Origin of the sequence: Streptomyces sp. NPDC053431 (genome assembly GCF_044544925.1) — a bacterium.
Taxonomy (GTDB): Bacteria; Actinomycetota; Actinomycetes; order Streptomycetales; family Streptomycetaceae; genus Streptomyces.
Genome location: NZ_JBITXX010000005.1, coordinates 1 through 22,887, shown reverse-complemented (window position 1 = coordinate 22,887; position 22,887 = coordinate 1). Strand labels below are relative to the sequence as shown.

The window sequence follows — 22,887 nt, the reverse complement described above, 5'->3', positions numbered from 1 at the left end:
GGGGGCGGCGGAGGCCGCGGAGACGGAGGCGCGACCGGCCGGCTCAGCCGGGCCGCTCGGACGGATCGACGGCGCCGCCACGGGCGTTGACGTCGGTGACGTACGTGCCGTCGGTGGCGTCGGAGTCGTCGATGGCGTCGATGGCGTCGACGTCCGTGGCGTGGTCGGCCGCGGTGACCTCTGTCCCGGGCGGAACGGGCTCCTCCCCGCTCGCCGCTTCGCCGGTTTCGCTGTCCGCCTCCCGGAACCAGTCGATCGTCCGGCGCAGGCCCTGTTCGGCGTCCACGAGCGGGCGCCATTGCAGCTTGTCGCGGGCCAGGGTGATGTCCGGGCAGCGGACGGCGGGGTCGTCGACGGGTCGTTCCACGAAGCGGATCGTGGAGGCCGAGCCGGTGAGGCGGGCGATCCAGCGCGCCAGCTCCAGCATGGTGATCTCGGCGGGGTTGCCGATGTTCACGGGACCGCGCATGCCGTGCGCGGCCGCGGCCAGCACGCCGCGGACGGTGTCCGAGACGTAGCAGAGCGAACGGGTCTGCCGTCCGTCGCCGCTCACGGTCAGCGGCTCGCCGGCCAGTGCCTGCCGGATGAACGTGGGCACCGCCCGTCCGTCGTAACCCCGCATCCGGGGGCCGTACGTGTTGAAGAGCCGCACGATCGCGGTGTCCGTCCCGCGTGCGCGGGCGGAAGCGGCGGTCAGCGCTTCGCCGAAACGTTTCGCCTCGTCGTAGACGCTGCGCGGGCCGATCGGGTTCACCCGGCCCCAGTACCGCTCGCTCTGCGGGTGCTCCTCCGGGTCGCCGTAGACCTCGGAGGTCGAGGCGAGCACGAAACGCGCGCCGTGGGCATGGGCGAGGGCCAGGGCGTTGCGGGTGCCGAGGCTGCCGGTCTCCAGGGTGTGCAGGGGAAGGCGCAGATAGTCGGCCGGGGACGCGGGTGAGGCGAAGTGCAGCACCAGGTCCGGGGGCCGGTCCACCGTGAAGGGCCGACGGACGTCGGCCTCCTGCAGGCGGAACCCGGGGTGGCCGAGCAGGCCCTCGACATTGGCACGACGGCCGGTACTGAAATCGTCGACGCAGGTCACGTCCGTTCCGTCGGCGAGCAGCGCGGCGCAGAGGTGGGATCCCACGAAACCGGATCCCCCGGTCACGAGGGCGTGTTCCCAGCGAGGCGCAGGGGACATGGCCATGGGACATCTCCTCCGTGCGAAAGACGGCGGGTGGGAAGAATCCGTGAAGGAACGGGGAGGGAGCGACTACCGGAGAATCGGGAGCGACTACCGGGAAATCGGGTCAATCGGCTGTTCCGGTCATTCGGCCTATATCGGTCCGGCTGCTACCCGCACCGAGCAACGCTACTCCTCGTATGCGTTCTCTTCTCGGCGAAATGGTAGAAAACCGAAGCAATTAGAACGAATGCCGCACCATGACGACTCAGCGACGGCGGTCGCGGGTAGGCGCAGCACAGCCCTTGGCCGCACGGCCGGGCTCGAACCGAGGAGATGGCCGCGATGAACACGCGGATCGACACCCCAACCGCCGCCGAGATCTTCTGGCACGACACCACGCTGTGTACCTGCACCCCCGCCGTCGCCGCCCCGGAGGAGTGGGCGCCCGGCCCCGAGGAGCGGGACGACACGGAACAGGAACGGAATATCGTCCGGGGCGAGGACTGACCGCGCGGCGGGCCACCTCGCGCGGCCGGCGGCGTCCGCGCCGGGCCCCGGCCCGGACAGCGGGCACCGCCGCCCGGAGGGGGGAAGACCGGGCGACGGCTCTCTCGGGTGCGCGCACCCGACGGTGCGAGTGCCCGGTGAGGGGGAGCTCAACCACGGGGCCCGGGCGGGCAGCGCGGACGGCGCCGGCCGCGCGGGCCGCCCGGAGCGCGCGGGCCGTAGCGCCCGTTTCGTCGGGCGGGGCATAGGGCCCCTTACATCGCCCGGGGCGTAGGGCCCGTTTCGCCGCCCGGGGGGGTAGCGCCCCTTACGTCGCCGGGGCGTAGCGCCCGTTTCGTCGGGCGGGCCGTGGCGCCGGTCGAGTGGCCCGGGTCTCTGCGGCCCGTTCGTGCGTCTGGGACCGTACCGTCCGTCCGTCCGTTCGTTCGTCCCTCCGCCGGTCCGCCGGTCCGCCGGTCCGGACCGTACCGCCCGTGCAGCCGGGCCGTCCGGCCACGTCAACGCACCGGGGCTCGTCGCCCGGCCGTCCGTGCATGCCGGGAGGACAGCCGGGCACTCGCCCGGGCATGACCGATCTGGCATCTTTCACGCGGCAGTTGACCGACCCGGGTGTGTGTCTGATCCCGGCCGACGAGACCGCCCGGCAGCTCGGCACCGGGCCGGAGCAATGGGCGGCGTTCGACCGGCACTGGGACGAACTCCTCCCCGACCCGTACCTGCGGTCCTCGGGCACCGTACGGCTGCGCCGCTACGGCCACATGGGCCTGCGGCGCTCCGGCGAGTGGCGGTCCCGACCGCACGACGCGTTCGTGCAGCCGGGCAACACGAATCCCCTCTACATCGGGGAGGAGCGGCACTTCGCGCCGCTCACCGAGGCCTTCGCGGCCGATCCCGTGCTCGCGCGCCTGCTCTCACTGCTCGCCGAGGCGGCGGCGGTGCTGGCCGATCCGCCGGAGTGGACCGTCAAGATCCATCCGTTCCGGATCGTGGCGACCGCGGGCCGGTCCGGCGAACCGACACCCGAGGGCGTGCACCGCGACGGCGTCACGCTGGTCTCCTCGCTGCTGGTCGACCGGCGCAACGCGGTCGGCGGCGAGAGCGCCGTCTATCACCCCGACGGGACGCCGCTGTTCAGCACCGTCCTGGAACAGCCGGGGACCCTGCTCCTCGGGGACGACCGCAGCACCCTTCACGAGGTGTCGGCGGTGTGGCCGCGGGCCACGGGGCAGCCGGCGCACCGTGACGTGCTGGTCATCACGCTGGCGGAGCCGTGAGCTCGCCATGGCCTGGGGTCTCGCCCGGCTCGTGGCCTGGCCTTTCACCCGGTTCGTCGCCTGGCCTCTTGCCCGGCTCACGGCCCGGGTCCTCGCGCGGCTCATGGCCTGGCGTCCCACCCGCCGCGCTGCCTGGCGTGTCGCCTGGTTCCTCGGCTGGGGGCTCGTCCGGCTTGTCGCCCGGCGTCTCGTCCGGCTCGTGGCCCCGGGTCTCGCGCGGCTCGTAGCCCGCTGACCGCCCGTCCGCGATCGCGTCGCCGGCACGGTCGTCGCGCCTGTCGTTCCTGCACGGTTCTCGCGCGTCTCCTTCCTGCCGCTCCGCTCCTGCCCCGCTTCCCCGCGCCGCCGGCGACGGGCTGTGCTCGCTGAGCCGCGGAGAAGGCAAATGCGTCGACAGCGCCCCTCGGCACCCGGCACAGTGGCCATCCGTGACAAGTAGTGAACTGTGGACCCGCGCAACCGCCGACCGCTACGACGCCGAGGAGGCCGAATTGTCCTCGGCTGCCGTTCTCGGACCGACCCTCGCCTTCCTCGCCGAGCTCGCCGGAGACGGCCGGGCGCTGGAGTTCGCCATCGGAACCGGACGGGTGGGAGTCCCGCTCCGGGAACGCGGCGTGCCGGTGGTGGGCATCGAACTGTCCGAACACATGGCAGCGGTGCTGCGGCGCAAGGTCGACGAGGACACCCTCCCGGTTGTCATCGGCGACATGGCCACCACCGTCGTTCCCGGCGGATTCACCCTGGTCTACCTCGTCTACAACACCATCACGAACCTGCTCACGCAGGACGAGCAGGTCGAGTGCTTCCGCAACGCCGCACGGCATCTGGAGCCCGGCGGTCGGTTCGTCATCGAGCTGGGTGTGCCGCCGCTGCGGCTCCTGCCGCCCGGCCAGGTCGCGGTGCCGTTCGACGTCTCCGAGCGGCATCTCGGCTTCGACACCTTCGACCTGGTCGAGCAGATGCTCGTCTCGCACCACTTCACTCGCGACGGCGACGACGGCCGCTACCGCCGGGGAAACTCCCGGCACCGGTACGCCTGGCCGGCGGAGCTCGACCTGATGGCGCGGATCGCTGGGCTCGACCTCGAACGTCGGGTTGCGGACTGGGACGGGTCTCCGTTCACCCAGGACTCGGCGAAGCACGTCTCCGTGTGGCGCAAGCCGGCCTGAGGTCGGCCACCGGGTCGTCAACGTCGGCCGTGCCTGTCCAAGCGGCCGCTCCGCCCGGTTTCCGCCACGCGGCCGCTCCACCCCGCTAGGGACCGCCCCGCCCCCCGCCCGGCCGGTCGTCCGATCGGCCGCTCAACCCCGCTTACGCCACGTGGCCGCTCCGCCGGCCCCCTCGGCGACGGCGCTCCTCGGCGGCCCCTCCCGCCCCTCCCCCGGCGCACCCGCCGCCGCGTCCTCCGGCGCGCCGAGCTCCGTCGCGTCCGCGAGCGCGCGGACCAGTCCGGACAGCCCGACCTTCCCCGCCGCCCGGCGCTGCGCCTCGGCGCCCGCGCCGCCGGCCAGGACCCGCCGTACCCGCACCCTGACCAGATCCCAGTCGCCCGTCGCTTCCAAGGTCTCCCGCACCCGCGCGAGCAGCCCCAGGACCGGTTCGAAGCCCGGCACGGTGCGGCCGGTGGCCAGATCCACCGCCTCCCCCGCCGTGCCGTCCCGCGCGGCCTGCCAGTAGGCCGCCCTCAGCTCCTCCGCCCCGACCCGCGGTCCGGGATCGCCTCGGGCCGCCCTCCGGTCCGCGACCGTCACGAGGGCGCGTACGAGCGCGGCCATGGCGACCGCGTCCTCCAGTTCGGCGGCGACGTCCGGGCAGCGGACCTCCACGGTCGGGAACCGGGGATTCGGCCGGACGTCCCAGAACGGCAGGGCCGGGTCCAGCATCGCGCCCGCCGCCGCGATCACCTCGGCCTGTTGGCGGCTCTGTGCGAGCGAGACCGCGTACGGCGGCGGGCCCAGGCAGGGGAAGCGCTGCCGCACGGCGGCCCGCCAGCTCGCGTAGTCGGTGTCGTGGCCGGCGTGGTACGGCGAGTTGGCGCTGAGGGCGACGAGTCCGGGCAGCACCGGCCGCAGGTGGTTGCCGACGAGGACCGCCCGTTCGCGGTCCGGGCAGTGCACGTGGACGTGCTGGGCGCAGAGCGTGAAGTCCCGCATCATCGACCGGTATTGGGCGAGACCGGCCCGGTAGCGGGGGTGGGCGCCGATCGCGTCGGGCGTCGGCTCGCCGAGGACCGGGGTGCCGGACGCGCACAGCCGCAGCCCCTCCGCGCGCGCGGCGCGTGCGGTGGACCGGCGCAACTCCGCGAGGGCCGCCCGCAGTTCGCCGCTGGTGGTGCACGGCGGGGTGCGCACCTCGACCTGGTAGCGGGTGAACTCACCGGTCACGGCATCACCGGCGCCCGGTTCCGCCCGTGCCCGCGCGAGCACGCGTTCGGCGGCGTCCACGATGCGGCCCGACGCGGGGTCGACGAGGAAGTACTCCTCCTCGACGCCGAAGGAGGGCGGACCGGAGGACGGTGTTCCGGCGGCTGGCGGGCCGGCGGCCTGCGGGCTGGAAGGCGGAGCTCCGGCGGCCTGCGGGCCGGAGGGAGACGTGCCGGCAGCCTGCGGGCCGGAGGAGGACGTACTCCCAGGCGTCGAGCCGACGGCGGACGGCCTCTCGGATTCCGCGCCGCCGGGACCGGTCACGGCCACGGCCACCTCCCTGGAAACGGACGTCGTGCCACGCACGGACGCCGGACCGCCACGACGCCGGACCGCCACGACGCCGGACCGCCACGACGCCAAGCCGCCACGACGGCGTCCGCCGGTCGTCGGGAGCCGGGTCCGAAAGGCCGGGCCCGGTGCCGGCGGACGCCGGGCGGCCCCGGCGGGCGCTGTCTCGCCCGCGCGTACCCCTCGGGGCGGGAGTCATGCGACGGCCCGCCCGTACGGCGCACTGGGCGTCATGCGACGGCCGCCCGTACGGCCCCGCCCGCCCCCTCACCGAGCCCCACTCACCCCCACCACCCTGTCGCTTTCTCCCCGATCCGCGCATGAACCCGCTCCCCGCGGGCAGCCGCCGGGCAGCGTCCCGTGAAGCCGCCGCCCGCCCTTCGTCCCTCCATCCGGGCGGCGGTAGGAGGCGGGGAACCCTCTCTCGAGAGCCTGGAGGTGCCCGTGAGGGCCTCGGTGGACCGGATCGCACGACCCTGGGGGAGCCGGACGCCGTACGGGCGGGGTGGGGAATGGCCCACGCGACAGGATCTCCGTCTCGCCGAGGGGGTCCGCGAGGACGAGGTCGAGCGGTGGGTGCAGACGGCGTCGATCCTGCACTCCGACGGTGACGCCATGGACATCGCCGTGAAGGACGGCACGATGGTCGGCGTACGGGGGCGGGTCGTCGACCGCGTCAACCGGGGCCGGCTGGGCCCCAAGGACGCCTTCGGGTGGCAGGCCAACGCCTCGGCCGACCGGCTCCGCCGTCCGCTGGTGCGCCGGGACGGGCGGCTCGTACCGACCGACTGGGACACGGCCCTGGACCTCGTCGCGGCCCGCTCCCGCACGCTGCTCGACGAGCACGGGCCCGGTTCGATCGGCTTCTACACCTCCGGGCAGCTGTTCCTGGAGGAGTACTACACGCTCGCGGTCCTGGCCCGGGCCGGCGTCGGCACCCCGCACCTCGACGGCAACACCCGCCTCTGCACCTCGACCGCGGCCGAGGCCCTGAAGCAGTCGTTCGGCTCCGACGGGCAGCCCGGCAGCTACGACGACATCGACCACGCCGACGTCATCGCCCTCTTCGGGCACAACCTCGCCGAGTCGCAGCCGGTGCAGTGGATGCGGGTGCTCGACCGGCTCGAGGGCGCCGATCCGCCCCAACTGGTATGCGTCGACCCCCGGCCCACCCCGGTCGCCCGCCGGGCGACGGTGCACCTGGCGCCCCGGATCGGTACGAACGTGGCGCTGCTCAACGCCCTCCTGCACGAGATCATCCGGGCCGGTCACGTCGACCACGGGTACGTCGAGCGGCACACGGTCGGCTTCGAGGACCTCGAGCGGGCCGTCGCGGAATGCACCCCCGAGTGGGCGGCGTCCCGTTGCGACGTGCCCGCGGCCCGGATCCGGGAGGCGGCGGAGGTGCTGGGGACGGCGGACCGCCTGCTGTCCACCGTGCTGCAGGGCGTCTACCAGTCCCATCAGGCCACCGCCGCGGCCGTCCAGGTCAACAACCTGCACCTGATCCGCGGGATGCTCGGCCGGCCCGGCGCGGGCGTGCTGCAGATGAACGGGCAGCCCACGGCCCAGAACACCCGCGAGTGCGGCGCCGACGGCGACCTGCCCGGCTTCCGCAACTGGGCGAACGAGGAGCACGTCGCGGACCTGGCCGAGGTGTGGAACGTCGAGCCCGACACGATCCCCCACTACGCCCCGCCGACCCACGCGATGCAGATGTTCCGCTACGCCGAGCAGGGCTCGCTGCGGATGCTGTGGATCAGCGGCACCAACCCGGCCGTCTCCCTTCCCGAGCTCTCCCGGGTCCGCGACGTCCTGGCAAGCGAGGGGCTGTTCGTGGTCGTCCAGGACCTGTTCCTCACCGAGACCGCCCAGCTCGCCGACGTCGTCCTGCCGGCCGCCACCTGGGGAGAGAAGACCGGCACCTTCACCAACGCCGACCGCACCGTGCACCTCTCCGAACGGGCCGTCGATCCGCCCGGCGAGGCGCGGCCGGACCTCGACATCTTCCTCGACTACGCCCGCCGCATGGACTTCCGCGACAAGGACGGGAGCCCGCTCGTCAGCTGGCACGATCCGGAGTCGGCCTTCGAGGCGTGGCAGCGGTGCAGCGCCGGCCGCCCCTGCGACTACACCGGTCTGTCGTACGACCGGCTGCGCGGCGGCAGCGGCGTGCAGTGGCCCTGCACCGCAGAGGCCCCGGACGGGACGCCGCGGCTGTACACGGACGGCGTCACCTGGGCCCACCCCGACGCCTGCGAGAGCTACGGCAAGGACCTGGTCACCGGGGCCCCGGCCCCGTCCGCCGAGTACCGCGAGCTCAACCCGGACGGCAAGGCGCTGCTGCGGGCGGCGGAGTACGTGCCGCCGCACGAGGACTCGGGCGAGGAGCTGCCCTTCCAGCTGACGACCGGCCGCACCCTCTACCACTTCCACACCCGGACCAAGACGGCCCGCGCTCCCCAGCTGAACGCGGCGGCACCGGAGGTGTGGGTGGAGATCTCCGTCGCCGACGCCTCGGCGCTCGGCCTCGGGGAGGGCGACCTGGTCGAGGTCGGCAACCCGCGCGGATCCCTCCGCGGACGCCTGCGCGTCACGGACATCCGCCGTGGGCTGCTGTTCGTCCCCTTCCACTACGGCTACTGGGACACCTCCGCCGGCTCGGGGCCAGCCGACGGCGTGCCCGCGCGGGCGGCCAACGAGGTCACGGTGACCGACTGGGACCCGGTGTCCAAGCAGCCGCTGTTCAAGACGGCCGCCGCGCGCCTCACGCTCCTGGAGCGCGGCGCCGGACGGCCCTCCCCCGCCCCCACCACGACCGCCTCCGCCCCGGCCCGCCCGGGCACGGCCCCCGCGACGGAGGGCGGCCGGACGGCGCTCGTCGAGGAGTCGTACGAGGCGGATCCGACGCACGAAGCAGGAGGCGCGGCCGGCGCGGAAAGCACGTCGGAAGGCGCGGGGGGCGCAAACGGCATGGACGGCACGGGGAGTATGGACGGCACGGGGAGCACAGAAGGCGCGGGGAGCAGCGCGGAAGGCGCGGAGGAGGTGGGGTCGTGAACGGGGTCGCGGTGGTCCTGGAGGCGCTGCAGCGGGGCGAACGGCACCTGTCCGCGGAGTTCCTCGCCATGGCGTGGCACCACCGGCAGGAGCACGAGGTCCACCACGTCGCCACGGACCTCGCGCACTGGTCGGCCGAGCACGGCCGGCTCCTGGCCGAGGCCCTCGACCACTACGGCCCCCCGGACGACCACTACGGGCCGACCGACCCGGCGCCGTCCCTCTCGGCGGCGCAGGACGGCGCGGACGCGCCCGGGCCGGACGACCCGGGCCTGCGCCTCCTGGAGGACCTGCGGGCGCTGCACCTTGCCGTGGCCGGCAACGGCGCGTACTGGCAGATGCTGTCCCAGGCGGCCTCGGCCACCCGGGACGCCCGGCTCGACGCGCTGGTCTCGCACTGCCGACCGCGCGGGCAGCGCCAGCTCCGCTGGACCGAGAGCATGATCAAGAACCTGTCGGCCCAGATCCTGACGGCATCCTGACCGCACGTCCCGGCCGCGTCGTCGGCCGCGGTTCCGCCGCCCGCCCCGTCTGCGGCCTCGGCCGCAGGTTCCGACCACGCCATCCGCCGCGGAGGCCGCGTCAGCGACTGCTGGGTTCCGCCATACGACGGTGTGCGACGGCCTTGAGCCGGTCCGGCAGGACGTGGTTGGCCATGCCCTGGGCCTTGGTCTTGAGCGAGCCCGCGACGAGCTTGCCCTTGCCCGCCATGAGTGCCTCGTAGCCCTGGGCGGCGACCTGCGCCGGGTCGTCCTTGTCGGACCGGCCGACGGGGGTGTCCAGCATGTCGGCGCGCCGGAAGAAGTCCGTGTCGGTGGGGCCGGGCATGAGCGAGGTCACCGTGACGCCCGTGTCCTTGAGCTCTTCGCGCAGCGCCTGGGCGAAGGACTGGAGGAAGGACTTCGTCGCGTTGTAGACGGCCTGGAAGGAGCCGGGCATCGTCGAGGCGATGGAGGAGGTGATGAGCAGCCTGCCCGATCCCGCCTCGACCATCGGCGGGAGCAGCCCCTTCACCAGCCGGACGGTCGAGGTGATGTTCAGGTCGATGACCTCCTGCTCGTCGGCGATGTCCGTGTCCAGGAACGCGCCGCCCCGGCCGACCCCGGCGTTCAGCGCCGCGGCGGTCACCGGACGCCGCAGCGCCCTCGTCTCCGCCAGCAGCCGTTCCACCCCGGTCGGCGCGGCCAGGTCCACGCGGATCGGGTGTACCTGCGTCCCGTACCCGCGCAGCTCCTGTGCCGCGACCTCGATGCCGTCGTCCTCGGCGACGATCACGAGATCGAAGCCGTGCTCTGCGAACTGCCTGGCCAGCTGGTATCCGATGCCGCTCGACGCGCCGGTGACGAGGGCCAGTTCCTGTGCGTGAGTCGTGTCCATGCGCGGGCGCCTACCCGCCCGTGCGCCCGGCATGGGCGAAATGCCCGAACCGCCGACGTGCGCTGCGGCTGGTGAGGCGGTCGAGGGCGCGGCCGGGGCCCTCGGGCAGGACGGAGATGGGGCGGGGGCCCTGGGCCCGCTTCCGTACGCCGTCGCCGGCGTCGCGAAACGGGCCATCGCCGGCACCTTTCGCGGCGCTGGTGTGTTGACAGGACCGTCAGCGGCGCAGGACTTGACGCGTTCATCGGCGGCAGCGGTCCGTCAGCGGGTAGCGAGGAGGCCGTCCACCAGGGCCCGTAGCCCGTCCTGGTAGGTGTCCTCGGCGGTCAGCGGGGCCCAGCGGTCCGCGGCCTGCGTCAGGCGGGGCAGCTCGCTCGGGTCGAGAGCGGCGAAGACCCGCTCCCGGTAGGTCGCCCGGTCGTCGTCCGCGCGCCGCCGGGCCGCCGTCGCCCTGACCACGATCTCCCCGGCGGTGTAGTACCAGATCGCACGGTAACCGTGCACCGCCCGGTCGAGGGGAAGACCGCACGCGACCAGGCCGTCGACGATCTGCTCGACGAACCACAGGGCGGATGTGGACATCAGGTCGTCGGCGGTCAACACCTCCACGATCCAGGGGCAGGCGGCGAGCGCCTCGTGGATCGCGGTGGTGGCGGCGATGATCCGCTCGCGGGGGTGGGCGGGCAGTTCGGGTCGGCGCAGGGCCCGGGAGGCGTAGTCGTCCAGCAGAAGGACGAGGAGTTCCTCCTTGTCGCGGACGTGGTGGTAGAGCGCCATCGGGGTACTGCCGACCTCCGTGGCCAGCCGCCGCATGGTCAGCCGGTCCACGCCTCCTTCCTCCACGATCCGGCGGGCCGTCTCGATGATCTCCTCGCGAGAGATGCGGGGAGGTCGGCCCGGGGTTCTGCGCGGTGCGGACGGTTGCGGCATGCCCCCCATCATTCCCCAGGTGTCGACAGCGGCAGACCCCGGCGCTAAGTTTTCTTACATGTATAGAAACTCTCGCGGGAGGCCCGGAGTGGTGCTGGCGGCAGCCGCCGTCGCCCAGTTCGTCGTCGCCCTGGACATGTCCGTGGTCAACGTGGCGTTACCCGCGATCCGCACGGCGCTGGGATTCGCGCCGCTGGACCTGTCGTGGGTCGTGCACGTGTACGCGCTCGCGTTCGGCGGGTTCCTGCTGCTGGGCGGACGCGCCTGCGACCTGTACGGCCGGCGCCGGATGTTCGTGCTGGGGCTGACCGCCTTCGGGTTGTGCTCGCTGGCGGGCGGGCTGGCCCAGGAGCCCTGGCACCTGATCGCCGCTCGCGCCGGGCAGGGCCTGGGCGCCGCCGCGGCCGCGCCTGCCGCGCTGGCGATGCTCACCACCACCTTCCCCGAAGGCCCCCGGCGCGTCCGGGCGTTGGGGGTGTGGAGCGCGGTGAACGCCGCGGGCGGCGCGCTGGGCGTGCTGGCCGGTGGACTGCTGACCGAGTACGCGGGCTGGCGCTGGGTCATGCTGGTCAACCTGCCCGTCGTCGCGGTGGCTCTCGCGCTGGTCCTCGCGGGAGTGGCCGCCGACGCGGCGCCCGCCCGGCGCGAGAGGCTGGACACCCCGGGCGCCGTCCTGGCGACAGGTGGAGTCGGGCTGCTGGTGCTCGGTGTCGTCCGCACCGACACCCTTGGCTGGCGATCCCCGGTCACGTGGACGACCCTCGCCGCCGCGGCCGTACTGCTCGCCGCCTTCGTCCTCGCCGAGGCGAGGGCCGCCACGCCCCTGCTGCGCCTGGGCCTGCTGCGCAACCGCTGGGTCGCCGGCGCGAACGTGCTGGTGTTCCTGGCCGCGGCCGGGCAGTTCGGGGCGTTCTACTTCGTGTCCCTGTACATGCAGCAGGTCCTGGGCATGGGCGCCGCGGCGACCGGAGCCGCCTTTCTGCCCTTCTCCCTGGGTCTGGTCGCGGGAACCGTCGTCGCGACCCGCGTCACGGCGTCCCGCACCCCCCGGGTCTCCCTGGTGCCCGGCGCGCTGCTGGCCGCCACGGGCCTGGCCTGGTTCGCCCTCATCCGTCCCGACGGCGGTTTCCTCGCCGACGTGCTCGGCCCGTCCCTCGTCACCAGCGTCGGCGCTGGACTGGTCCTGGCTCCGGTCGCCGCCGCCGCGACCACCGGCGTCGCCCCGCCCGAGGCCGGCATGGCGTCCGGCCTGATGAACAGCTCCCGCCAACTCGGCGGATCCATCGGCCTGGCCGCCCTGGCCACCGTCGCCGCGCACCACACCGGCACGGCCGCCGACCCCGTCGCGCTCAACCACGGTTACGCGTGGGGCCTGGCCGTGGCCGCCGCCGTCTTCGCACTCGCGGCAGTCGTGGCGATCGGTGTGCTGCCGCGCCGCCGAGCCGTGACCGCCGTCCCGCAGCCCACGGCCACCGCCACCGCCACCGCCACCGCCACCGCCACCGCAGAGAACCAGCGGGAAGGAACCCTGTCATGACGACCACCGTCCTCGACCTGTTCGCCTCGGCGCTGCATTTCCACCCCGACGGCGACGTCCGGGCCGTCGAACGGCAGATGACGAGCAGTGACTCCGGCGCCTGGCAGATCGCCATGTTCCACGTGGAGACCGACGCCGACGTCCACGCCGACCACTGGGAGATGCACCCGGAGGCGGATGAGGCGGTGTGCTGCCTGACCGGCGGCGCCCGCCTCTACTTCCGTCCCGACGCGCCCGGCGGGACCGAGGACATGGTGCGGTTGCGGGCGGGCGCCGCCGTGATCGTCCCCCGCGGCCGCTGGCACCGCCTGGAACTGGACGCCCCCAGCGATCTGATGTCGATCACCCTCCGCGACGGCACCCGCCTCGAGAAGCGCACCGACGCCCACTGATTCTCCCGTCCAGATAGGCTGCGGTGAGGCCGCCACACAGGCTCCATCGCAATAGCAGGAAGGGTGTGCCGTGATCCGTCCGGAAGTCGCTGAATTCGTCGCTCTGGGTAAACTCCCCGCCGAGGACGATGATCGGCCGGACGAAGTCGTCGAAGCTGCCGTCGACCACGCCGCAGATCTTCTGGGTCGCATCGCTCGCCCCGTGACCGATGAGGAGGCGCACGCTCTGGCGGAGTGCTTCGGGGAAGACCTGTGCTTTGGCGTGGCCTGGACTCTCCTGCATACCATCGAGACCGCTCCGCACGCGCGCGAAGACCAGCCTGGAGCTGCGCGGCGATGGCGCGAGCGTCTTAGCGAGCCAGTAGGACTCCAGACGTAGACCTTGTTCTTCACGGCAGGGCGGCGGCTTGCCTACGGTAGGGGCTCAGACGTGCGCGGGTTTGGTGCCGACGTCGCCGGTGTGACCAGCGCAGGTGATGTGCGAGGCCGTGGACAGGGCTGAGAAGCGGCGAACAGGTGCTCGGTCTCATTCCCGGGCAGGGGAATCAAGCCGTTCAGGGCGAGAGGACGAGGAGCGGGTCGAGGACGCGTACCCGCAGATGAACAGGATTGCGGGCGTAACGGGGGCCGACGCGTGAATGTCGCCGCCGTCGAGCGAGCTCGACGGCGCCGTCGTACCGCTGGAGGACCTGTGGGGCCGGGAGGCGGCCCGGATCCGCGAGCGGCTCGCCGAAGTCCCGTCGTGGCAGGACCGCTTCGCGTGGACGGACGCGTTGCTCGCGAGCCGGTACGAGGCGGGGCCGCCGGCGGACCCCGAAGTGGCCTGGGCCTGGCATCGGATCGTCGCCGGCCGCGGCCTGGTACGAGTCGACGCGCTCGCGGCCGAGGTCGGGTGGAGCCGTAAGCGGTCGTGGTCCCGGTTGGGGTTGCAGCTCGGCCTTCTGCCCAAGCGCGCGGTGAAGCTGGTCCGCTTCGGCCGTGCCGCCCACCGCCTGGTCGCCGGTGAAGGCGCGGCCCACCTCGCGGCCGACACCGGTTACGCCGACCGGTCCCACCTGCATCGGGACGTGATGGCGTTCACCGGAGCGACCCCCGCGACCGTGGCCGGCGAGCGCTTCCTCGCCGTGGACGATCTCGCGTGGCCCGGCCGTCAGATGTGGAGCTCGGGAGGGAATCCCGTCCAGCGCAGCTCTGCCGGCAGATGACGCATGTCGTTGGCGAGGAGGACGGAGGCCGCCCGCCCGGGCGCGTAGCGGATGACGGTGAGAGCCGCGTTGCAGTAATTGAGCCCGAGCCAACGCCACTTCGGCGCGTGCAGGGCGTCCCGGACGAGCCAGCCGACCAGGAAGTTGTGCGTGACGACCAGTTCGTGCCGGTCCTCCTCGCCGTCCGCCGGCCCGGTGAACAGCTCCAGCGCCCGGCGGGCCAGCACGGGTCCCCGCTCACGTTCCTCCTCGGTCGCGTCGGCGAGGAAGCGGAGGTAGAAGTCCGCTGAATCCGCCGGGAGTTCCTCCTTCTCCGGCATGTGCGGCACGTAGTCGCCGGCGACCTCGGAGACGTGTACGGGGACGTCCGTCAGCTCATCGCCGATGAGGCGTGCGGTCTGCTCCGCGCGGGAGAGCGGGCCGTGGTGAACGGCCGCGAAGGGGACGTCCCGCAGGCGCCGGCCGAGCAGTGTGGCCTGCCGCCGGCCGGCCTCGGTGAGCCCGCTCTCGTCCGGCGTCGCCTGGCCGTGTCGAACGAGATACAGGTAACGGGTGCCCCTGGCGGTCATCTCACGCTCCTCCGTGCTCACCGACGATCTTGCACCCTCAGGGACGCGGCCTCCCGAGCGCCGGTTCCGTCCGCGGGCGGCCGGGTGTGCGGGGGTGCGGGCTTCGGCGGCCGGTACCGCCCGAGCGTGCCCGGCCGGTACCGGCTGCCGAGCCTTCCGAGCAGGAAGGCCGCGGGCACGGAGACCAGACCCGGGGTGTGGAACGGGTACCAGTCGAAACGCGCGTGCGGCCAGAGCGCGTACTCCGTACCGGAGACGATGGGCGAGAACAGGGTGAGCAGGACGCAGAGCGCCAGCCCCCCGTACACGGTCCACAGCAGCCCTCGGCGGTTGAACGCGGGCCAGAAGAAGGACTGGACCAGCACGGGGAAGACGCAGGACGCCACGACGCTCATCGAGAAGGTGACCAGGAACTCGACCGGATAGCGGTGGACGACGGCGGACAGCGTCAACGACACGGCGCACAGGACGACGACGGCCGTCCGCAGGGCCCGCACCTCGCCCTCGTCGCCTTCGTCGCCCTCCCGGGCGCCACGGCGGAAGCGCGCGAACACGTCGTGGGCGAAGGAGACGGCGGCGGCGAAGGTCACGCTGGTCACGGCGGTGAGCACGGCCAGGAAGGCGACGCACGCCATGACGGTGACGAGCGTGACGCGCAGACCCGATCCCCGGCCGAGCACTTCGGAGGCGAGCAGGATCGGGGCCGCCTGCCCGTTCGGGTCCACGGCGCCGATGTCCCGGCTGCCCACCACGGCCGCCGCCGAGAAGCCCGTCGCGATCAGCAGGAGGAAGAAGGCCCCCACCAGCCCTGTGGCGATGCTCATGGAGCGCCGCGCGGAGGCACCGGAACGGGAGGCGCCGACGCGCAGGATCAGGTGGGGCATCAGGGCCGTTCCGAGGATCACCACGATGTGGTCGCTCAGCGTGTTGAGCGGGCCGAGACCGGCCGTGTGCGCCCAGAGCCCGTGGTCCAGATAGCCCTGCGGCGACATGCTCTTCCCGACCGCGGCCGAGAGCAGGTCGCCGGGGTCCCAGGAGAACTTCCCGAGGGCCGGCACGGTGACCGCCGCCAGCACCGCCAGGGTGACGACCACCTTGACGACGTGGACGAAGGTCGTGCCGCGCAGGTCCGCCACCGCCGCGAAGCAGGCGACGAGGCAGCCCATCAGGAGGGTGCAGCCGATCTGTGCCTGGTCGCTCGACAGCCCGATCAGCAGGGCGACGCTGATGCCGGCGGCCCGCAGCTGGACGATGAGCAACGGGACGGTGATGACGAGGGTGACCACGGCCGCGGCCAGGCGCGGCCCCGGTCCGGGCGCGCGCAGGGCGAAGAGGTCGCCGAGGGTGAACCGGCCGCTGTCCCGTATGCGCCGGGCGAGGAGGAGCAGGACGCCGAGGGCGATGACGCTGTCGACGGCGGAGGCGATTCCGTCGTATCCGAAGAGGGCGACGGCGCCGGTCGTCGCGAACAGGGTGACGACCGAGATCTGTTCGCCGGCCATGGCGAAGCCGTTGAGGACCGGAGACAGGGACCGGTCGGCGACGTAGAGGCGTTCCGGGCGGTTCTCCTGGGTCGCGAGGGTGAAGACCCACAGGAGCGCGACGCCGATGAAGACGAGGAACGCGACGATCACCGGGCCCCTGGCCGCCGCGCCGAGGGGGTCGACCCCGCCCGGGCCGAAGAGGGAGCGGAACATCAGGTCACCGCCCGGCCCGGTCGAGGGCGGGAGCGGCGCTCGCGGCGCGGTTCTCGTACCGCCAGGCGGTGCCGACGAAGACGCCGAGCTGCAGGAGCGCCCATGCGACGCCGAGGGTGAGCTGCCCGTACAGGTGGACGCCCGGCAGCGACGTGATCAGGGACAGCAGGACGCCGCCCGTCAGAGGGATCGCGTTGGCGACGAGGAAGGCCCGGAGGGCGGCGCGTTCCCGGAGGGCGTCGGCCGGCGGCGGCGGTTCCGGGGAGCACGGGGGCGGTGGGGCCGGAAGGAACGAAGAAGGCACGGGATCCTCGGTCGGATGAGGTGGCGGGGGCGCGGGTCACGAGCACGAACGAAACTCGAATGCATTCGAGTTCTAGGGCTCCCATGAGCGGCGCGTCAAGATCCCAGGCGAACTCGGCCCGCACCCCGGGGCGCCGGACAGACCTTGACGGCGCCTCGCCGATGGCTAAACTCGAATCAATTCGAGTTTGGCTTCCGCCGCCCTCGGCCACCGGTGCCGACGCCCACGAGGCGCATTCCGCTGCGCGGGTACGGAGACGCCCACCTCCTCAGATCGACGCCCCGGTCGTGTCGGCCCACGGCACGCGGCCCCGCAACCCGGGCGGCAAGCTCCTGAAGAACCGCCTGCGCGAGCAGGTCCGCCGAGCCGGGGTGCCCCGCTGCGCCGGCGCGCCGGCCCCGCCGGCGACTCCTCCCTCCCCACCGAAGCCCCTCCCCACCGAAATCCCTCCCCCGAAACCCCGTCGGTCGCGCTCGCGGGCCTCCGCCGCGGCCGAGGGTGACACCAGCACGCGTCGCCGTACCCGTACGGCAGCAGCAAGGAGAAGACCCGTGACAGAGACACGACGGCAGGACAAGAGCGGCGTCTCACGGCGCGTCGTACTGGCGGGCGGCGGGGCCGCGGCGGTGGCCGCCGGCTTCGGCCTCGGACGCGTGGCACCCGCCTCCGCGACGACCCCGGAGCCGGTCGAGGAGACCACCGCGGACGTCGTGGTCGTCGGGGCCGGCGTCTCGGGCCTCACCGCGGCCCGCCGCCTCGTCCAGGCCGGCCGCTCGGTGCTCGTCCTGGAGGCCGACGACCGGGTGGGAGGCCGGACCCTCAACCTCGGCGTCGGCAAGGGCGTCGTCACCGAGGGCGGCGGGCAGTGGGTCGGCCCGGGGCAGGACCGCCTCTTCGCGCTGCTCGACGAGCTCGGCCTGAAGACCTTCAAGACCTATGTCGACGGCGCGTCGCTCCTCCATCGCAAGGGCGTACGCCAGGAGTTCACCGGATCCGTCCCGGCCCTGCCGGCGAACGCGCTGGAGGATTTCGGCCGGCTGGCGGCGAACCTGGAGAAGATGGCCGCGACCGTTCCCGTGGACGCGCCGTGGAACGCGAAGGACGCCGTCGCATGGGACGCCACGACCTTCGGGCACTGGCTCGACGCGAACGCCGCCACGGAAGAGGCCAAGTGGCTGTTCACGCTCGCGTTCACGGTCATCCACGGGGAGGACCCGCACAACACCTCGCTCCTCCTGGCCCTCTTCCACATCGCGGGGGCCGGCGGGATCGAGCACATGATCTCCACGACCGGGGGCGCCCAGGAGTCGCGGGTGGTGGGAGGCACGCAGCGGATCTCCCTGGAGATGGCCGAGCAGCTCGGCAAGCGCGTCGTCATGGGCTCGCCGGTCCGGGAGATCCGCCGACGGGAGGGTGACGTCCTCGTCCGGTCGGCCAGGGCCGATGTGCGCTGCAAGCAGGTGATCGTCGCGATGTCGCCGGCGGACGCCGAACGCATCAGCTTCACTCCGCGCCTTCCGGCCCGTCGCGCCTCACTCCAGCGCAAGTGGCACAACGGCACGGAGAGCAAGCTCTTCGCGGTCTACGAGAAGCCCTTCTGGCGGGCCAAGGGGCTCAACGGCTCGGCGATGACCGACCTGCCGTTCGCACGTTTCGTCGTCGACAACTCGCCGCCCGACGGCAGCGTCGGCATCCTCCTGACCTTCATGGGCACCGCGGGCACCGGCCCCGGCCACACCTGGAGCGACAAGGTCCTCGACGACCCCCGTGAGCGCCGGGCCGCCTTCCTCGCCGACATGGTGACGCTGTTCGGCCCCGAGGCGGCGCACCCCGTCCGCTTCCTGGAACAGGACTGGGCGCACGAGCCGTGGATCGAGGGCTGTGTGAGCACCGCCCCGCCGGGGCTCCTCACGCAGTACACGGACGCCGTACGCAAGCCGGTGGGCCGGATCCACTGGGCGGGCACCGAGACGGCGACCGCGTACCAGGGCTACATCGAGGGAGCGGTCCGCGCCGGCGAGCGGGCGGCGAAGGAGGTGGGCGCGGTGCTGTGACGGCGGGGGCGGGCTCCGTGAAGGGTCAAGCGGGTCGTCGTAGTCGGGAGAACCAAGCCGGCCGAGCGGGAGTCCGAGTGGGTTCCGTCCTCTCCCATCGGCATGCCGGTGCGATGCTCACCACCGGCATGCCGCGCCCCGTGTGTCGGTCGGCGTTCACCGTGCCGGACCGGGCGTCCCCGTCACTTCAGCCGGTGATCTCCTCACTGGCGTCGTCCTCGGCTGACCGGGTGTTCGCCCGTTGCCGGTCCAGCAGGGCCGCGAGAACGACTGCTTCCCCCTGCGTCAGCTGCAGGTTCAGTCCCACCCGGTTTCCCGGGTGCAGGCGCAAGGGCTTGGGCTGGACGCCCGGGTAGCCGGGCCGCATGGTGGCGACGAGGGACCAGGGCGCGTCGGCCGGTACGCGAGCGGCTTTGCGCCTGATCAGCGCCACCCGGCTGAGTTCCTCCCAGGGGTACTCGACCTGGACGTGCCCGTACCGCAGCTTCACCCCCCAGTCGTTCACCGTGGCCTGGGCAGTGACCTTGCGCAGCCGATGCAACATGTCCATCACCCACACCGGCGAAACCACGCCGAAGACCAGGGCCACGGGGACCAGCAGAGGGTAACCGTGGCGGACGGCCGCGGCCACGAGGAAGGCGCAGAAATAGCAGGTCAGCGCAAGTGTCAGCGTGCCGTACGCTGCACCCATCGGCGGACGGTGGCGACGGGTCTGTGTGAACTCCCCGGTGGCCGAGAGGAGGTTGAGTATGCCTTCGGGTGAAGGGCGATTCTCCGGGGTTTTGTCCAAGCACGCTTCGATGACGGGGCGCAGACCGCCGGGTACGCCGTCCAGATTCGGACGGTCGTCTATCACCGCCCGTGCAGCGGCGGCGCCGTCGCCGGGGAAGGCGAGATGCCCGGTCGACGCGTAGACGAGGATCGACCCCAGCGAGAACACGTCACTGGCGGGCGAGACGTCGCGTCCCTTCGCCTGCTCGGGTGACATGTACGACGGGGTACCTATCGCCCACGACGGATCAGTGAGCACGGTGAAGCCGTCTCCCAGCGGCTTGGCGATCCCGAAGTCGATGACACGAGGGCCCTTGTCCGTCATCAAGACGTTGGACGGCTTCAGGTCACGATGCACCAGACCCACACGGTGCAGGGCAGCCAGCGCGGTGGCAAGCGCGCCGGCGAGGTCACGCACCGCCCCTTCCTCCAGGGGGCCCGCGCCGCCGGACACCAGCGACTGCAGGTCCTTTCCCTCGACGAAGACGGTGGCCAGCCAGGGGTGCTCGGCCTCAGGCGCCGCGCCCACCACGGCAGGCGTGCAGTCACCGCTCACGGCTCGCGCGGCCTGGACCTCGCGGCGGAACCGCGCCCGGTAGACCGGATCCGCGGCCAGGTCCGCCCGGATCCGCTTGACGACCACCAAGCCGTCCTGCTCGGAACTCGCCAAAAACGCCTCCCCCATCCCCCCGGCGCCCAGCTTCCTGATCACTCGGTAAGGCCCGATCGTCGAAGGCAATCGCGTTCCCTCGTCCCCATCGTCCGTCCGACCCATCCCCCTGACCCCTCCCGCTCGCACGCCTCCGGTAGTCAAGCCTGCTGCCTCCGAGTCCCCCGCAAACATGCCGTGGCACCTCGAGGACGAGCATCAGCGCGGAAAAGGCAACGGGAGCATCCGTCCGACGTGGCATGCCCCCAGGGCCTCTTCGACGGGAACCGGCAGGAGGCCGACGTCCTGGCCGCACCTTTGACGGAGAACCAGCGCCCCGCGCCTGGGGCTGAGTGGGCACGGGACGAGCCTGGCACGGTAGCGGGCCGGGAGGCGGCGTGGCCGGCACCTCGGCGTCCTGCACCGCGCCGGACTGCTTGCCCGGGCCCGGCACGGACACGTCGTGCTGTACCTGCGCAGCCTCCAGCGGTCGGCCGAGGACCTACATCGCGCGCCAGCCGGGGCGTCGCGGCCGGTCGCCACGCCCCGGCTGGCGAAAGAACTGCCTTCAGCGCTGGGTGCTGTGTTCGATGAGGCTTTGGAAGCGCACCATGCACGGGGTGCAGTGGAGATCAGTGTCCGCGGGCCCTTCACGGTTCAGCGCCTGGCCGCACAGTGTTGTGCCATCGCCCGGGGCGACGATGTGCCATACCAGGCCTGATCCAGGGGCGGCGGCGCCGACGTGCATCTCGTACATACCGGCTCCTCGCATCGTGGATGAGGCAGGTACCCATCCTCCCGGTCACGGGAGCCCCACGCCGCAGGGAGACGACCGTCCGGGCGAGCCCCCCAGGTCAGCACGCCCGCGAGGCCGTGCGGCGCCACCACGTTGACAGGCGTCCCACTCGGCGTCGGCGGTGCGCACCACAGATCACCTTCCGACGGCAGGGGCGGCCGGGCGGGACACAGTCACCAGCCGGCCGCGGGGACTCCTCGCCCATACCGTGGTTGCGCGCCCCTCGCGGCGCGCCGGCGAGCTTGCCGGAGGCCTCTCGGGCGCGGCGTCATGGACGGCTTCCGAGGGCACCTCGGATCGGTCACCATGGAGGTCCGTCGGCGATCCGGGGGTGGGGATGAGCGAGGGTGGGCACGTTCCGGACGGGCAACGGAGCAGGTTGGAGCAGGTCGGACCGGCCCCGTGGCTGGCCCTGGCCTGTCTGGTCGGGCTGTTCCTGGCCTACGTCGTGCTGACGAACTTCACCGCAGAGCTGCGGGCGGCGCTGTGGGGCGAGCCCGGCACCGTGACCGAAGCCGGCTGCCGGACGTACGACAACACCGTGGCCAATGCGGGAACGTCGACGTCCTGCTCGGGCGCCTTCACCCCGGATGACGGCGGCTCGTCGTTCGAGGTCCCCGTCGAGGGCGACATCGACTCGCCACCGGTCCGCGCGTGGTTGGTGGACGGTACGTCCGGCACCGCGTACGTCTCACCAACAGTGTGGGCGGGGGTGCTCCCGGTGGGGCTGTCCCTCCTCCTGGCCGGTCTCCCGGCGGCGGTGACGGTGAAGCGCGTGCGCCGCGTCCACGCGCAACGCCCGCGAGAGCGGCTTCACGGATCACACCCCGAGTCGAGTGCGTGATCGACGACGACCACAACGGGTACGGCCAAGCAGGCCACCTGGCCCGACATTGACAAGCCTGCCTCTGGCCAGGGGCAACCGGGGCCCGGCTCCCTCCGTGCGCTCCGTAGCGGCGCCGGCCTGCCACGCGTCGTCCGCCACTACGCTGCGCAGCCCGCCGACCAGCACGCTCGTCCGCCAATGAAGCGCTCAGTCACAACAGTGACGTGGTGACTGAGCGCGCCATGTGGCCTGGGTGGACAACCCTGATGTTCAGAATCGCCCCCCCCGGCGGCCGACCAAGGAACCGACCGGTACTCAGGCTCGGTGCAGCGTCGGGCACTCCACCCGCTGGAGCAGCGGCCCCAGGGAAATCGGGTCGACGGAGCGTTGCGTAGCGGCGAGTATGCGACGCGACCGCTTAAGCTCCCGGAGACGCACGTGGGTAACCGACAAGCAGACATCGACTTCACCTTCCAGCGCCCAACCACCGTGCGCGGCTTGCTGGAGTTGCTGACCCCCGCCGGCTGGTCTGCTGAGGAACGCCCCGGCTACATCTCGTACATGATCAACGACGCAGACGACATGCACGAGTGGTACGACAGCACCCCCGACTGCCTGAACGCCGTGCTCGCGGAGTTGGACTCTGCGGCGAATCTGCCCTTCACCGTGGCGCTGAACATCTACCACCCGCAGGGCGGGACTGGCGGCATGCTCATGTTCTTCGCGCAGCGCAGGGAAGTCTCTTTCCTTCCCACCATCGACCGCCGGAGCATCCCGGACGCGCCGCAGTTCACCGACCTCGCCTGGTACCTGGCGGCGCTTGTACCTCCCCTGCTCTGGGCCGGCCTCGAAGGGTACGAGGCCCGAGAGGACCCCAACTAGGGCGTTTCCTTCGGATCATCTGATCGTTGGTTGATGTGTGTCGTTGACTGACGCCCAGTGGGCGAGGATCGAGCCGTTGCTGCCGGACCGGACACCGAAGCGGGGTGGCCGGTGGCGCGATCACCGCCAGGTGATCGACGCGATCGCGTTCAAGTACCGCACCGGCACGCCGTGGATG

General features: G+C 72.6%; 21 protein-coding genes and 2 pseudogenes. 14 read left to right on the top strand and 9 right to left on the bottom strand.

The window, feature by feature from the left end; genetic code table 11:
• Nucleotides 1–238: 238 nt before the first annotated feature.
• Nucleotides 239–1,186 (bottom strand): annotated as a pseudogene (locus ACIGXE_RS14835) (NAD-dependent epimerase/dehydratase family protein); the annotation flags it as partial.
• A gap of 321 nt (nt 1,187–1,507) precedes the next feature.
• Here ACIGXE_RS14835 and ACIGXE_RS14830 point away from each other — a divergent pair.
• The 4 genes from ACIGXE_RS14830 (at nt 1,508) to ACIGXE_RS14815 (ending at nt 4,115) form a co-directional block, all read left to right on the top strand.
• Nucleotides 1,508–1,672, top strand: a complete 165-nt coding sequence (locus ACIGXE_RS14830; RefSeq protein ID WP_399747197.1) for a hypothetical protein — start codon at nt 1,508–1,510, stop codon at nt 1,670–1,672.
• A 566-nt stretch (nt 1,673–2,238) separates the two neighbouring features.
• Nucleotides 2,239–2,946: a 2OG-Fe dioxygenase family protein gene (locus ACIGXE_RS14825; RefSeq protein WP_399747195.1), complete on the top strand. Its 708-nt coding sequence runs from the start codon at nt 2,239–2,241 to the stop codon at nt 2,944–2,946.
• 7 nt (nt 2,947–2,953) lie between these two features.
• The gene (locus ACIGXE_RS14820) at nt 2,954–3,181 is read left to right on the top strand and encodes a hypothetical protein (protein WP_399747193.1); all 228 of its coding nucleotides are present in this window, start codon (nt 2,954–2,956) and stop codon (nt 3,179–3,181) included.
• Between the two features lie 193 nt (nt 3,182–3,374).
• Complete coding sequence (locus ACIGXE_RS14815) at nt 3,375–4,115, top strand: class I SAM-dependent DNA methyltransferase (RefSeq protein WP_399747191.1); 741 nt, start codon at nt 3,375–3,377, stop codon at nt 4,113–4,115.
• Between the two features lie 132 nt (nt 4,116–4,247).
• Here ACIGXE_RS14815 and ACIGXE_RS14810 read toward each other — a convergent pair whose 3' ends face one another.
• Nucleotides 4,248–5,639, bottom strand: coding sequence for a glutamate--cysteine ligase (locus tag ACIGXE_RS14810; RefSeq protein ID WP_399747189.1), 1,392 nt, complete (start codon nt 5,637–5,639; stop codon nt 4,248–4,250).
• Nucleotides 5,640–6,104: 465 nt separating this feature from the next.
• On the opposite strand from ACIGXE_RS14810, the gene ACIGXE_RS14805 reads away from it, so the two are divergent.
• Together ACIGXE_RS14805 and ACIGXE_RS14800 are read left to right on the top strand one after the other, a co-directional pair.
• Complete coding sequence (locus tag ACIGXE_RS14805) at nt 6,105–8,720, top strand: molybdopterin oxidoreductase family protein (protein ID WP_399747188.1); 2,616 nt, start codon at nt 6,105–6,107, stop codon at nt 8,718–8,720.
• Complete coding sequence (locus ACIGXE_RS14800) at nt 8,717–9,202, top strand: hypothetical protein (RefSeq protein ID WP_399747186.1); 486 nt, start codon at nt 8,717–8,719, stop codon at nt 9,200–9,202. The genes ACIGXE_RS14805 and ACIGXE_RS14800 overlap by 4 nt, the downstream gene beginning before the upstream one ends.
• A 100-nt stretch (nt 9,203–9,302) precedes the next feature.
• Here the strand turns inward: ACIGXE_RS14800 and ACIGXE_RS14795 are convergent, their stop codons facing one another.
• Both ACIGXE_RS14795 and ACIGXE_RS14790 read right to left on the bottom strand, forming a co-directional pair.
• Complete coding sequence (locus ACIGXE_RS14795) at nt 9,303–10,097, bottom strand: SDR family NAD(P)-dependent oxidoreductase (protein WP_399747185.1); 795 nt, start codon at nt 10,095–10,097, stop codon at nt 9,303–9,305.
• Between the two features lie 261 nt (nt 10,098–10,358).
• The gene (locus ACIGXE_RS14790) at nt 10,359–11,027 is read right to left on the bottom strand and encodes a TetR/AcrR family transcriptional regulator (protein WP_399747184.1); all 669 of its coding nucleotides are present in this window, start codon (nt 11,025–11,027) and stop codon (nt 10,359–10,361) included.
• 58 nt (nt 11,028–11,085) lie between these two features.
• Between ACIGXE_RS14790 and ACIGXE_RS14785 the strand changes: the two genes are divergently transcribed.
• From ACIGXE_RS14785 to ACIGXE_RS14770, 4 genes and pseudogenes are all read left to right on the top strand, one after another.
• The gene (locus ACIGXE_RS14785) at nt 11,086–12,564 is read left to right on the top strand and encodes an MFS transporter (RefSeq protein WP_399747182.1); all 1,479 of its coding nucleotides are present in this window, start codon (nt 11,086–11,088) and stop codon (nt 12,562–12,564) included.
• Nucleotides 12,561–12,956, top strand: a complete 396-nt coding sequence (locus tag ACIGXE_RS14780) for a cupin (RefSeq protein ID WP_399747180.1) — start codon at nt 12,561–12,563, stop codon at nt 12,954–12,956. Before ACIGXE_RS14785 ends, ACIGXE_RS14780 begins: the two co-directional genes overlap by 4 nt.
• A gap of 70 nt (nt 12,957–13,026) precedes the next feature.
• Nucleotides 13,027–13,335, top strand: coding sequence for a hypothetical protein (locus tag ACIGXE_RS14775; RefSeq protein ID WP_399747178.1), 309 nt, complete (start codon nt 13,027–13,029; stop codon nt 13,333–13,335).
• Nucleotides 13,336–13,609: 274 nt separating this feature from the next.
• Nucleotides 13,610–14,161, top strand: a pseudogene (locus tag ACIGXE_RS14770) (helix-turn-helix domain-containing protein); the annotation flags it as partial.
• Here ACIGXE_RS14770 and ACIGXE_RS14765 read toward each other — a convergent pair.
• The 3 genes from ACIGXE_RS14765 to ACIGXE_RS14755 are packed head-to-tail and all read right to left on the bottom strand — an operon-like array spanning nt 14,107 to nt 16,731.
• Complete coding sequence (locus tag ACIGXE_RS14765; protein WP_399747176.1) at nt 14,107–14,730, bottom strand: histidine phosphatase family protein; 624 nt, start codon at nt 14,728–14,730, stop codon at nt 14,107–14,109. The pseudogene ACIGXE_RS14770 and the gene ACIGXE_RS14765 overlap by 55 nt on opposite strands.
• 17 nt (nt 14,731–14,747) lie before the next feature.
• On the bottom strand, nt 14,748–16,427 hold the full coding sequence (locus ACIGXE_RS14760; RefSeq protein WP_399747174.1) for a transporter: 1,680 nt from the start codon (nt 16,425–16,427) through the stop codon (nt 14,748–14,750).
• Nucleotides 16,428–16,431: 4 nt separating this feature from the next.
• Complete coding sequence (locus ACIGXE_RS14755; protein ID WP_399747172.1) at nt 16,432–16,731, bottom strand: hypothetical protein; 300 nt, start codon at nt 16,729–16,731, stop codon at nt 16,432–16,434.
• Between the two features lie 551 nt (nt 16,732–17,282).
• Between ACIGXE_RS14755 and ACIGXE_RS14750 the strand changes: the two genes are divergently transcribed.
• Nucleotides 17,283–18,785: a flavin monoamine oxidase family protein gene (locus tag ACIGXE_RS14750; protein ID WP_399747170.1), complete on the top strand. Its 1,503-nt coding sequence runs from the start codon at nt 17,283–17,285 to the stop codon at nt 18,783–18,785.
• Between the two features lie 187 nt (nt 18,786–18,972).
• Here ACIGXE_RS14750 and ACIGXE_RS14745 read toward each other — a convergent pair whose 3' ends face one another.
• Together ACIGXE_RS14745 and ACIGXE_RS14740 are read right to left on the bottom strand one after the other, a co-directional pair.
• Nucleotides 18,973–20,268, bottom strand: a complete 1,296-nt coding sequence (locus tag ACIGXE_RS14745; protein WP_399747168.1) for a serine/threonine-protein kinase — start codon at nt 20,266–20,268, stop codon at nt 18,973–18,975.
• Between the two features lie 505 nt (nt 20,269–20,773).
• Nucleotides 20,774–20,962, bottom strand: coding sequence for a hypothetical protein (locus tag ACIGXE_RS14740; protein WP_399747166.1), 189 nt, complete (start codon nt 20,960–20,962; stop codon nt 20,774–20,776).
• 418 nt (nt 20,963–21,380) lie between these two features.
• Here ACIGXE_RS14740 and ACIGXE_RS14735 point away from each other — a divergent pair, with 418 nt between their 5' ends.
• The 3 genes from ACIGXE_RS14735 to ACIGXE_RS14725 all read left to right on the top strand — a co-directional run.
• Nucleotides 21,381–21,845 (top strand): hypothetical protein, encoded by a 465-nt coding sequence (locus tag ACIGXE_RS14735; protein WP_399747164.1) that lies wholly within the window; start codon nt 21,381–21,383, stop codon nt 21,843–21,845.
• Nucleotides 21,846–22,265: 420 nt separating this feature from the next.
• Entirely contained in the window at nt 22,266–22,709 is a 444-nt protein-coding gene (locus ACIGXE_RS14730) for a hypothetical protein (protein ID WP_399747162.1), read from the top strand.
• A 37-nt stretch (nt 22,710–22,746) separates the two neighbouring features.
• A partial coding sequence (locus ACIGXE_RS14725) for a transposase (RefSeq protein WP_399747826.1) occupies nt 22,747–22,887 on the top strand: 141 nt, incomplete at its 3' end.

Coding starts and splice junctions, on each gene's coding strand:
- ACIGXE_RS14825 (WP_399747195.1), top strand. CDS start 2,239: ATGACCGATCTGGCATCTTTCACGCGGCAGTTGACCGACCCGGGTGTG.
- ACIGXE_RS14830 (WP_399747197.1), top strand. CDS start 1,508: ATGAACACGCGGATCGACACCCCAACCGCCGCCGAGATCTTCTGGCAC.
- ACIGXE_RS14765 (WP_399747176.1), bottom strand. CDS start 14,730: ATGACCGCCAGGGGCACCCGTTACCTGTATCTCGTTCGACACGGCCAG.
- ACIGXE_RS14760 (WP_399747174.1), bottom strand. CDS start 16,427: ATGTTCCGCTCCCTCTTCGGCCCGGGCGGGGTCGACCCCCTCGGCGCG.
- ACIGXE_RS14790 (WP_399747184.1), bottom strand. CDS start 11,027: ATGCCGCAACCGTCCGCACCGCGCAGAACCCCGGGCCGACCTCCCCGC.
- ACIGXE_RS14785 (WP_399747182.1), top strand. CDS start 11,086: ATGTATAGAAACTCTCGCGGGAGGCCCGGAGTGGTGCTGGCGGCAGCC.
- ACIGXE_RS14795 (WP_399747185.1), bottom strand. CDS start 10,097: ATGGACACGACTCACGCACAGGAACTGGCCCTCGTCACCGGCGCGTCG.
- ACIGXE_RS14820 (WP_399747193.1), top strand. CDS start 2,954: ATGGCCTGGGGTCTCGCCCGGCTCGTGGCCTGGCCTTTCACCCGGTTC.
- ACIGXE_RS14780 (WP_399747180.1), top strand. CDS start 12,561: ATGACGACCACCGTCCTCGACCTGTTCGCCTCGGCGCTGCATTTCCAC.
- ACIGXE_RS14740 (WP_399747166.1), bottom strand. CDS start 20,962: ATGTACGAGATGCACGTCGGCGCCGCCGCCCCTGGATCAGGCCTGGTA.